Consider the following 10,579-nt stretch of genomic DNA (forward strand, 5'->3'; position numbering starts at 1 on the left):
CTGCCCGACGACGTGCCGCTGCCGCTGTTCGAGGCGGCGACCGCCCGCGAACAGCCGGATGAGCATGCAAAGCCGCTGCCGCTGATGCCGCCCGCCGAGCAGGTGGTCGCGGACTACCAGACCATCCGGCTATCCCTCAAGGGCCATCCGATGGAATTTTTACGCGAGATGTTTTCGCGCGAGCGGGTGGTGGCCTGCAAGGCCATCAGCCATGAGAACGAGCGGCGCCGCGTCCGCTGCGCCGGCGTGGTTCTGGTGCGGCAACGGCCGGGCAGCGCCAGCGGCGTCGTATTCATGACGCTGGAGGACGAAACCGGCATCGCCAATGTCGTGGTGTGGCCCAAGATCATGGAGCAGTACCGCAAGGAGGTGATGGGCGCGCGCCTCATCCTGGTCGAGGGCTATATCCAGAGCAGCCCCGAGAAGGTGACACATCTCATCGCCCAGCGCATGGTCGACCGCTCACACGATCTGGTCGGCCTCGCCAACGATGCCCTAGGCCGCAAGCATACGGTGCCGGCAGGCGCCACTGTGGTCGAGCCCCTCAATGAAGACCCTCGCGCGCTCGCGGACATGCCGGCGCAAAAAATCCGTCACCCCCGCAACGTCCGCATCCTGCCGCCGTCGCGGGATTTTCATTGAGGGTTGTGACGCGAGCGTGCTGCCACACGCTCAGCTGCCGTAGGGTGGGCAAAGGCGCGTTAGCGCCGTGCCCACCATTTGGAGGTTTGTTCGCGAAAGCCGTGGGCACGCTTCCGCCTTCGCTCTTCGAGCTACGGCGGACAAGTCGCTTTGCCCACCCTAGGAGTCTTTCGACGGTGATTCTGCCCTCAAAAATTCACCCGGTTCGAGATCGCGCCGTCCACGACCAGGTTGGAGCCGGTCGTGAACGACGAAACCGGGCTCGCCAAAAACACCGCCGCGTTCGCGATGTCCTGCGGCGTTGCCATACGTCCGGTCGGGTTGCGCTTCATCGCGTCGTTGTAGCGCTCGGGCATGTTCTTTTCGATCATCTCCCAGACGCCGCCCTTGAAATAGACGGTGCCGGGCGACACCACGTTGACGCGGATCTTCTTCTTTGCATGTTGTCGCGCCAGTCCCTTGGCCATGTGGATCAGCGCGGCCTTGATCGGACCGTAGGAGCTGGCCGTGTCCGCTTGCGCCGCGGAGATCGACGAGATGATGACGAAGGCGGCATCGCCGCTGCTCTCGCCGCTGGCTTCGAGGAACGGCCGGGCGGCATCGAACGCATGCACGGCGCCGAGCACGTCGAGCTGGAAATTCTGCTGCCAGGATGCGGCGTCGTGACCTTGCGCCATCGCGCCCGCATTGGAGAACAGCATGTCGATGCCGCCGAGCTCCTTTGCAGCATTCTCGATCCAGGCTTTCAGCGTCACGCCGTCGGTGACGTCGACCGGGCTGCCGATGGCGCGAACGCCGCTCGCCTTCAACTCCGCGACCGTTGCCGCAACCTGATCGGCATTGCGCGCGCACACCGCAACATTGGTGCCTTCACCGGCCAGCGTCGCCGCAATCGCCCGCCCGATGCCGCGCGTGCCGCCGAGCACGATGGCGTTCTTTCCTTTGAGACCGAGATCCATTGCTGGGTTTTCCTTGTTGTTGTGCAGCAATCATAGCCGTTTCTCGAATTGCCCAGAAGCCTCCACATCGTCATTGCGAGCGCAGCGAAGCAATCCAGGAATGCATCCGTGGAGACGGTCTGGTTGCTTCGTCGCAAGAGCTCCTCGCAATGACGTAGAGAGACGCGCAGCTTGTTGAGCGATCTCGTGCCTCGTCCTCACCTGCCGTAGGGTGGGCAAAGGCGCGCGAGCGCCGTGCCCACCATTCCTCAACTTGTACAAAAGTCGTGGGCACGCTTCGCTTTGCCCACCCTACAAAAGCTCGTAAAAATTTCTTCCCTTCACTCCGGCGCAGCCCCCACCGGCGGGCCGCCGGGCGGGCGGTGCAGGAAGGTCAGCGAGACGTAGGCGCCAGCCCAGGAGCCGATCGCGGCGAAGGCGACATAGAAGGCGTTTTCGGTGTAGCTGATCACGGCGTAGGAGGAGAGCATGTACCAGACCGCGCTCCAGTTCGCCGCTGACATGCGCTTGCGCGCGATCACGGCCGAGGTGAACATCACATAGACCGCGTCGGTGGCCGCCGTCGCAACGAACACGGCGCCTGCGGTGAGGGGATCGATGGCGGCCATTGCAATCCTTTCTGTGAACGTGGGATGGTCAGGAAAACTAAAGGGAGAGAAGCGGCCATGCAAAGCCCTGCCGACATTCTCAAGGGCATCTGGACCTCTGCGGGCGGTGACGCCGCCGCCCTCGACCGCGTGCGGCTGACGGGCGCGGAGCCTCAAATCCCGTCCTCGTTTCGTGTCGCGGTCGCCGGGCAGACGACCATCGCCGCGGCGGGTCTCGCCGCCGCTGAAATCTGGCGACTGCGCAGTGGCGAGACGCAGGACGTCCATGTCGACCTGCGCCACGCCGTCGCCGAATGCCGCTCCGAGCGCTATTTGCGTCTCGATGACAAGCCGCCGCCGCCGGCCTGGGACGCCATCGCCGGCGTCTACAGGACCGGCGACAACCGCTTCGTGCGCTGCCACACCAACTTTCCGCATCATCGCGACGCCGTCTGCAAGGTGCTCGGCTGCGAGGCCGAGCGCGACAAGGTGCAGGCGGCGCTGATGCAATGGAAGGGAGAAGATTTCGAGACTGCGGCTTACGCCGCGGGCGGCGTCGTTGCGCTGATGCGCAGCTACGACGAATGGTCCGCGCTGCCGCAGGCGCATGCGCTCGCGCAATTGCCGCTGATCTCGATCGAGAAGATCGGCGAAGCCCCGCCAAAGCCGTGGCCGCAAGCATCATCGAACAACGATCGTCCGCTCTCGGGGCTTCGCGTGCTCGATCTCTCCCGCGTCATCGCAGGTCCCGTCGCCGGCCGCACGCTAGCTGCGCATGGCGCGGATGTGCTGCTGGTGTCAGGGCCGGAGCTGCCCGCCATTGACTGGCTCACCATCGACACCGGCCGCGGCAAGCTCACCACCTTCATCGAGCTGAAGCGTGACGGGCAGGGCACGATTGCGCGAACTGCTAGAGGACGCCGACATCTTCTCGCAAGGCTATCGCCCGCATGCGCTTGCCGTCCTCGGCTTTGCGCCGGAGGATGCAGCGAAGATCAATCCCGGCATTGTCTATGTGACGCTGTCGGCCTATGGCCACACCGGCCCCTGGGCCGGGCGACGCGGCTTCGATTCCCTGGTGCAGACCACGACCGGATTCAATCACGCCGAGGGGCGCGCTGCCGGCCTCGATGGTCCCAAGGAATTGCCGGCGCAAATGCTCGACCACGCCACCGGCTATCTGATGGCGTTCGGCGCGATGGTGGCCAGGGCGCGTCAGGCCCGCGACGGTGGCAGCTGGCACGTGCGCGTGTCGCTGGCGCAGACCGGGCGTTGGCTTTGGAATCTCGGCCGGCTCGACAGCGGATTGGATACCCCGGATCTTACGGGGGAGGCCGTACATGCTTCATTCATCGAGAGCATGCCATCTGGCTTCGGCATGTTGAAGGCGGTGCGCCATTCGGCGCTGCTGTCGAACACGCCGGCGCAATGGAGTCGTCCGGCGATGCCGCTCGGCAGTCATCCGGCACAGTGGCCGGTGCGAAGCTGACATGAAGCTGACACGTCGCAAAATTTTAATGCAAACCGAAAGGCGCCCAGCGTTTTTTAGGTTGTTTGAAATCGCAATTCGGCACTATTAGCGCGACCGATAAGGCAGGCGTCTGCCAAGATCGTCGCAGGCACGACCGGGCTCCATGGTAGTTGAAAATACCAAGCGATTGCAGGTGTTTAGAAAACAACGGGTGGTCACATCCGTAGTTTTACTAGCTCTTGCCGGTGTCGGCGCCGGTGCCTACGGCTTCCTCTCTTCGGGGGCCAAGGAAAAGAAGCACTCCGAGATCTCCAGCCAGTCGCGCAGGAATGCGCAGAACTTCACGCCCACACCGTCCGAATGGGCGACGCTGACGATCGAGCCGGTCAAGGCCAAGAGCTTCCGGGCCGAGTATGTCACCGAGGGCAAGGTCGCCGTCGACGAGGACCGTTCGACGCCGGTGTTCTCGCCCTATGCGGGCCGCGTCACCAAGCTGCTGGCCAAGCCGGGCGAGACGCTGAAGCAGGGTCAACCGCTGTTCACGATCGAGGCCGCCGACACGGTGCAGGCCCAGAATGATTTCATCGCGGCGATGACCTCGCAGAACAAGGCGAAGTCGGCGCTCGAGCTTTCCGACATCCAGTTCAAGCGCGCCAAGGACCTCTATGAGGGCCATGCCATTCCGCTCAAGGATTATCAGCAGGCGGAAGCGACCCAGGTTCAGGCGCGCAACGACATGCGCTCCTCCGGGACCGCGCTGGAAGCCGCGCGCAACAAGCTGCGCATCCTCGGCTTCACCGACGAGACCATCAAGGCGTTCCAGGACAAGGGCGTCATCGATCGGGAGATCACGATCTATTCGCCGATTGCCGGCACGGTCGTGCAGCGCAAGATCGGCCCTGGCCAGTACGTCAATTCCGGCGCCAGCGATCCGGTCTTCGTGATCGGCGACCTCTCCACCGTCTGGCTCACCGCGTTCGTGCGCGAGAGCGATGCGGCCGCGGTGTGCATCGGCCAGGACATCACCGTCAACGTGATGGCACTGCCGGGCCGGCCGCTGACCGCCAGGATCAACTACGTCGCCGCCTCGATCGACCCCAGCACCCGCCGCCTGCTGGTCCGCGCCACCATCGACAACAAGGACGGCCTGCTCAAGCCGGAGATGTTCGCCAACGTCACGATCTACTCGGCCGGCGACCGCGCCGCGCCGGCGGTGCCGAAGCAGGCGTTGATCTACGAAGCCGACAAGGTCCGTATCTGGGTCGCGCGCGAGGACAAATCGGTCGAGCTGCGCCAGATCAAGATCGGCCTCATCAACGGCAATCTCGTCGAGGTCACCAGCAATCTGAAGCCCGGCGAGCAGATCGTCACCAAAGGCAGCCTCTTCATCGACCGCGCGGCGTCCGGCAGCTGATCGACGACCCAAGAAAATTGAAGACCTGAATGGATCGTCTCGTCGCCCTTGCCGTCAACCGGCGCTTCCTGATGGTCGGGATGTTCGTCGCCGTGCTGATCGGCGGCCTGATTGCGTTCAACCAGCTCAACATCGAGGCCTATCCCGATCCGACCCCGCCGATGGTCGACATCGTGACGCAGAGCCCGGGACTGTCGGCGGAGGAGATCGAGCGCTACATCACGATCCCGATCGAGACCCAGGTCGCAGGCCTGAAGAATCTGACGACGATTCGCACCATCTCGCTCTACGGCCTCTCCGACATCAAGCTCCAGTTCTCCTTCGCCTACACCTATGACGAGGCGTTGCAGCAGGTGTTGAACCGCCTGGCGCAGCTTGCGCCGCTGCCGGGCAACGTGCAGCCGCAGATCTCGCCGCTCAGCCCGATCGGCGAGATTTTCCGCTACCGTCTCGTCGGTCCGCCGAACTACAGCGTGCTCGATCTCAAGACCATCCAGGACTGGATCCTCCAGCGCCGCTTTCGCGCCGTGCCGGGGGTCATCGACGTCACCGGTTGGGGTGGCAAGAGCAAGACCTATGAGCTCCAGGTCGACTTCAACAAGCTGGTCGCCAACGGTCTGACGCTGCCGCAATTGCTCCAGGCGGTCGGCAATTCCAACGTCAATGTCGGCGGTAACACCGTCAATATCGGCCAGCAATCGGCCGTCGTGCGCGGCGTCGGCCTGATCCGGTCGATCGACGATCTCGCCAATACCATGGTGGCACAGACAGGCGGCAATCCGGTGCTGGTCAAGGACGTCGCCACCGTCACCGTGGGCCAGAAGCCGCGCCTCGGCATCGCCGGCCTCGACGAGGCCGACGACATCGTGCAGGGCATCGTCCTGATGCGCCGCGGCGAGCAGAGCTCGCCGACCATCAAGCGGGTCCACCAGCTCGTTCAAACCATCAACAATTCCAGCATCCTGCCGCCGGGCGTGCGCATCGAGCGCATCTACGACCGCGGCGACCTGATCGAGCTCACCACCCACACGGTGCTGCACAACATGGTGGTCGGCATTCTGCTGATCGTGCTGCTGCAGTGGATCTTCCTCGGCGACCTGCGCAGTGCGCTGATCGTCGGCGCCACCATCCCGTTCGCGCTGTTCTTTGCCGTCATCATCCTGGTGTTGCGCGGGGAATCGGCCAATTTGCTGTCGGTCGGCGCGATCGATTTCGGCCTGATCGTCGATGCCACCGTCATCATGGTGGAGGCGATCTTCCGCCGTTTGACACAGACGACGCCGATGTCGGAATCCGAGCACATGTCGCCCGAGACGATGTTCGGCATGAAGAGCCACGCCATCCTCAGCGCGGCTGCCGACGTCTCGCGCTCGATCTTCTTTGCCGCGGCGATCATCATCGCGGCCTTCCTGCCGCTGTTCACGCTGTCGGGTGTCGAGGGCAACATCTTCGGGCCGATGGCCCGCACCTATGCCTACGCGCTTGCCGGCGGCCTGCTGGCGACGTTCACCGTGACCCCGGCGCTGTCCGCGATCATCCTGCCGGCGCATGTCCATGAGACTGAGACCAAGGTGATGCTGATCCTGCACCGGATCTACATGCCTGTGCTGAATTGGGCGGTCGCCAACCGCAACATCGTTCTCGGCGGTGCCGTCGGCCTGGTGTTGATGACGGTCGCGCTCGGCCGGCTGCTCGGCCTCGAATTCCTGCCGAAGCTGGAAGAGGGCAATCTCTGGATCCGCGCCACGCTGCCGCCGACCATCTCGCTCCAGGAAGGCAACAGCTACGTCAACGAGATGCGCAAGGTGATCCGCGCCCGGCCGGAGGTGGAGTCCGTCGTGTCGCAGCACGGCCGTCCCGACGACGGCACCGATGCCGCCGGCTTCTTCAACGCCGAGTTCTTCGCGCCGCTCAAGCCCGTGAGCCAGTGGCCCGGCACGCGCGACAAGGAAGAGCTGACCGCGGAGCTGCTGAAGCAGCTCGACGACCGCTTTCCGGGCGTCGAGTTCAACTTCTCGCAATATCTCCAGGACAACGTCTCCGAAGCCGTCTCCGGCGTGAAGGGGGAGAACTCGATCAAGTTGTTCGGCAGCGACCTGCAGGCACTGACCGACACTGCCAACAAGATCAAGCAGGTGCTGTCGACTGTGCAGGGCGTCACCGACCTTGCAGTGTTCACCTCACTCGGGCAGCCGACCGTCCAGATCGACATCGACCGCGCCAAGGCGGCGCGCTATGGCCTTGCGCCGGGCGACATCAACGCCACGATCAAGGTGGCGATCGGCGGTGACACCGCCGGCGATCTCTATGAGCCGGGCAGCGACCGTCACTTCCCGATCATCGTCCGCCTCGCGCCGGAATACCGCAGGAGCGCGGAAGCGATCCAGAACTTGCGGATCGGCGCGCCCGGGCCGAACGGCACCGTCACGCAAATCCCTCTGAGCGAAGTCGCCAACATCAGCCTCGTCTCCGGCGCCGCCTACATCTATCGCGAGCAGCAGGAACGCTATTTGCCGATCAAGTTCTCGGTGCGCGAGCGCGACCTCGGCAGCGCGATCCGCGAGGCGCAGCAGAAGATCGCCGACCAGGTGCAACTGCCGCCCGGCTCGCACATGGACTGGGTCGGCGAGTTCGGCAATCTCCAGGACGCGATCCGGCGGCTGTCGCTCGTTGTGCCGATCTCGCTGGCGCTGATCGGCGTGCTGCTCTGGTTCAATTTCGGCTCGATGACCGACACGCTGCTGGCCATGAGCGTGATCCCGATGGCGATCTTCGGCGGCGTGCTCGGTCTGTTGATCACAGGCACCGCATTCAGCGTTTCCGCGGCGATCGGCTTCATCGCGCTGTTCGGCATCGCTGTGATGGACGGCATCATCATCCTGTCGCAGTTCAACCAGCTCATCGAAGAAGGCATGGACCGCATGAGCGCGGTGATCCGCACCGGCGAGCTTCAGCTCCGGCCCGTGCTGATGACCTGCGTCGTCGCCGGCGTCGGCCTGCTGCCGGCGGCGCTGTCGGAGGGCATCGGCTCGCAGGTGCAGAAGCCGCTTGCGGTCGTCGTCGTCACCGGCATGATGCTGGCGCCGGTCGTGATCCTCGTGACCTTGCCGGTGCTGATCTCGTTCTTCTCGCGCCGCGCGCGCTGACCGTCAGAACCCGTAGAGCCGCGCCGGGTTGTCGACCAGGATCTTCTTGCGCACGCTCGCGTCCGGCGCCCATACCGGAAGCTGATTGAGCAGGCGCCCGTCGTCGATCTGGTAGAGCGGCGCGATGTCGGTTGCCTTGCGTCCCTCGACGCGGCTCGAATCCGGATGCGGCCAGTCGGTGCCCCAGACGATGCGATCCGGGTTGGCCGCGATCAGGGCCTGCGCGTACGGCACCATGTCCTGATAATCTGGCGCGAGCTTCGACGACCGGTAGGCGCCCGAAATCTTGACATAGGCCTTGCCGGACGTCACCAGCGCGACGAGATCGGAGAAGCCCGGCTGCTCCACGCCGTGTGATGCTTCGAGGCCGCCGAAATGGTCGAACACGACGGGTACCGGCGCCGTCTCGACGAGGTCCTTGATCGCCGAGATCATGGCAAGCGTGGTGTAGAGCTGCACGTGCCAGCCGCGCGCCTTCATGCGCTCGACTGCGGCGGTGAAGCGCGGTCGTCCGATATTGGGATCGTTGACGCCGCCGGTCGCGAGATTGAGGCGGATGCCGCGGAAACCGTCCTGATGCATCGTGTCGAGCGCGCTCTCCGGCGTCTTGTCGTCGATCACGGCGACGCCGCGTGCAGTCGCGCCGCGGGCTTTCATGCCGAATAGGGTCGATGAATTGTCGGTGCCGTAGACGCTCGGGGTAACGATGACCACGCGTTCGACATGCAGCGCCTTGTGCAGTGCGGCCATCTCCTCCGGAGAGGCCAGCTCGGGCGTGTAGACGCGCCCGGCGAAGAACGGAAACTTTTCGGGATCGCCGTGGATATGGGTGTGGCAGTCGCAGGCGTGCGGCGGGACGTCGAAATTGACCGGTGTCGCAGGCTGCACGGCTCGGGCGTGGGCTCTGTTGGTCATGGCTACTCCAGCGGCGAGGGAGGCAAGCAGGACGCTGCGTCGGTTGAGCACGATTTCTCTCCCTATTGTTGTTGTTTGGCAGTGGAGTCGGACAGTATCACATCAGCCCGGCAGCAGCTCCGCCTCGTTGCATAGCTGCTCGATGAGATCAGCAAGCAGGCGTGAGCCGTCGACGCGCACGACCGGGCAGGGCAGGCCCGCGAGCCAGGCTTCATCTTTTGGGAGACTGCGGCCCTCGCGATCCCCGGCTTCGTAGTGCGCGGCCCATTCGACGAACGATTCCGTCTCCTCATGACGCCAGCCGCCCTGTGCGATGGCGTCAGCTCCGAAATGCGCAGCCTCCCGGCCATGCAGGCGCTGCAGCCGAAGTTCGCGTGGCGTCGTCACAAAGACGACAAGGTCGAAGAACGGGACGACCTCGTTGCCCCAGCCGGTGACGGTTCCGCTCAGCACCCAATCGAGACGTGGCAGAAACATCTCGCGCATCAGGTGCAGTCGCTCGGAAGCGGGCCGCGTCGTCTGGTAGGGCGGCACGGTCGGCAGCCAGAAATAGTCGTCGCTGTCGTGATGCGGCAGCGCAAGCCGGCCAGCGAGTGCGCGACCGAGCGTCGCCACGCCGGCGCCGGAGGCCCCCATCAGATGGATGCGGCGGCTTCTCATGTTCACGCCCTGACCTGAACCGGCTTGGCGCCCGGTAAGAGCGAGCGCGACATCCAAGGCCGCCGCGCTCCGTTACGCAGCGCGGCGGCGCTTTGAGGTCCGTCCGCTCGTCGCGGGTTGAGCCGACAATGTCAGGCCCACGCCGCGACAATGCGCATGACCGTGCCGAACTCGGGATTTCCCGTCTCACCGAGGGCCTTATACAGGCTCTCGCGGTTCAAGCCCGCTTTCTTCGCGATCGCACTCATGCCGCGTGCACGCGCGACGAGGCCGAGCGCGTCGCGCACGAAATCGGCATCGCCAGTCTCCAGTGCGGCCGCGACATAGGCGGCTTGCCGCTCCTCGGTGTTGAGGTAGTCAGTGGCGTCGAATCGCGTCGTCTTGGATGCCGCTTTGACCGTCGTTTTTGCTGCTTTCGGCATCACAATGTCTCCGCTAGTTGCTGAGCTAGCTTGATGTCCTGTCGCTGCATGCGTTTGTCGCCTAGGCGGTGCAGGATGCTGTGAAGCGATGTTGCGCGGGTGCCTACTGCCCCGACGGCGTGCGCAGGCCGTGCCAGGCGTCGCGGACCTGGTGGTAGTGCACCTCGGGCAGGTAGTCCGGCGTGTTCAGGCTCAGTGTCTTGACGTCGAGATGGCCGGTAGCGCTGAGCAGCGTGTAGGAGGCGATGACGCGGTCGCGCAGCGCGCCGATCAGGCGGGCCTTGGCCTGGATCAAATCGGCCTGCGAGTTCAGCACGTCCACCGTCGTGCGCTGACCGCCGGCGGCCTCGCGCTGCACGCCCT

General features: G+C 64.6%; 7 protein-coding genes and 3 pseudogenes. 4 read left to right on the forward strand and 6 right to left on the reverse strand.

What is annotated here, in order from left to right; translation table 11 throughout:
• On the forward strand, positions 1 to 642 hold a 642-nt coding region (locus tag MOV75_RS14555; protein ID WP_247006059.1), incomplete at its 5' end, for an OB-fold nucleic acid binding domain-containing protein.
• 188 nt (positions 643 to 830) lie between these two features.
• Here MOV75_RS14555 and MOV75_RS14560 read toward each other — a convergent pair.
• Positions 831 to 1,601: an SDR family NAD(P)-dependent oxidoreductase gene (locus MOV75_RS14560; protein ID WP_246925871.1), complete on the reverse strand. Its 771-nt coding sequence runs from the start codon at positions 1,599 to 1,601 to the stop codon at positions 831 to 833.
• A 320-nt stretch (positions 1,602 to 1,921) separates the two neighbouring features.
• Positions 1,922 to 2,209, reverse strand: a complete 288-nt coding sequence (locus MOV75_RS14565; protein ID WP_246925873.1) for a hypothetical protein — start codon at positions 2,207 to 2,209, stop codon at positions 1,922 to 1,924.
• A gap of 57 nt (positions 2,210 to 2,266) precedes the next feature.
• On the opposite strand from MOV75_RS14565, the pseudogene MOV75_RS14570 reads away from it, so the two are divergent.
• From MOV75_RS14570 to MOV75_RS14580, 3 genes and pseudogenes are all read left to right on the forward strand, one after another.
• A pseudogene (locus MOV75_RS14570) lies at positions 2,267 to 3,677 on the forward strand (CoA transferase).
• Between the two features lie 145 nt (positions 3,678 to 3,822).
• Complete coding sequence (locus MOV75_RS14575; RefSeq protein ID WP_246925878.1) at positions 3,823 to 5,073, forward strand: efflux RND transporter periplasmic adaptor subunit; 1,251 nt, start codon at positions 3,823 to 3,825, stop codon at positions 5,071 to 5,073.
• Between the two features lie 29 nt (positions 5,074 to 5,102).
• Positions 5,103 to 8,219 carry an efflux RND transporter permease subunit gene (locus MOV75_RS14580; RefSeq protein ID WP_246925881.1) on the forward strand — a complete coding sequence of 1,039 codons (3,117 nt, stop codon included), beginning with the start codon at positions 5,103 to 5,105 and terminating at the stop codon, positions 8,217 to 8,219.
• Positions 8,220 to 8,222: 3 nt separating this feature from the next.
• Here MOV75_RS14580 and MOV75_RS14585 read toward each other — a convergent pair whose 3' ends face one another.
• The 4 genes and pseudogenes from MOV75_RS14585 to MOV75_RS14600 all read right to left on the reverse strand — a co-directional run.
• A complete protein-coding gene (locus MOV75_RS14585) occupies positions 8,223 to 9,185 on the reverse strand; it encodes an amidohydrolase family protein (RefSeq protein WP_246925882.1) in 963 nt (320 codons plus the stop codon).
• 51 nt (positions 9,186 to 9,236) lie between these two features.
• Positions 9,237 to 9,794 carry a hypothetical protein gene (locus MOV75_RS14590; protein WP_246925883.1) on the reverse strand — a complete coding sequence of 186 codons (558 nt, stop codon included), beginning with the start codon at positions 9,792 to 9,794 and terminating at the stop codon, positions 9,237 to 9,239.
• 72 nt (positions 9,795 to 9,866) lie between these two features.
• Positions 9,867 to 10,216, reverse strand: a pseudogene (locus MOV75_RS14595) (addiction module antidote protein).
• Between the two features lie 103 nt (positions 10,217 to 10,319).
• Positions 10,320 to 10,579 (reverse strand): annotated as a pseudogene (locus MOV75_RS14600) (transporter); the annotation flags it as partial.

The sequence above is a fragment of the Bradyrhizobium sp. PRIMUS42 genome, assembly GCF_023006515.1.
In the GTDB taxonomy this organism is placed as follows: Bacteria; Pseudomonadota; Alphaproteobacteria; order Rhizobiales; family Xanthobacteraceae; genus Bradyrhizobium.

Excerpts from the sequence above, each read along its gene's own strand:
- MOV75_RS14590 (WP_246925883.1), bottom strand. The coding sequence starts at position 9,794 with ATGAGAAGCCGCCGCATCCATCTGATGGGGGCCTCCGGCGCCGGCGTG.
- MOV75_RS14575 (WP_246925878.1), top strand. The coding sequence starts at position 3,823 with ATGGTAGTTGAAAATACCAAGCGATTGCAGGTGTTTAGAAAACAACGG.
- MOV75_RS14580 (WP_246925881.1), top strand. The coding sequence starts at position 5,103 with ATGGATCGTCTCGTCGCCCTTGCCGTCAACCGGCGCTTCCTGATGGTC.
- MOV75_RS14565 (WP_246925873.1), bottom strand. The coding sequence starts at position 2,209 with ATGGCCGCCATCGATCCCCTCACCGCAGGCGCCGTGTTCGTTGCGACG.
- MOV75_RS14560 (WP_246925871.1), bottom strand. The coding sequence starts at position 1,601 with ATGGATCTCGGTCTCAAAGGAAAGAACGCCATCGTGCTCGGCGGCACG.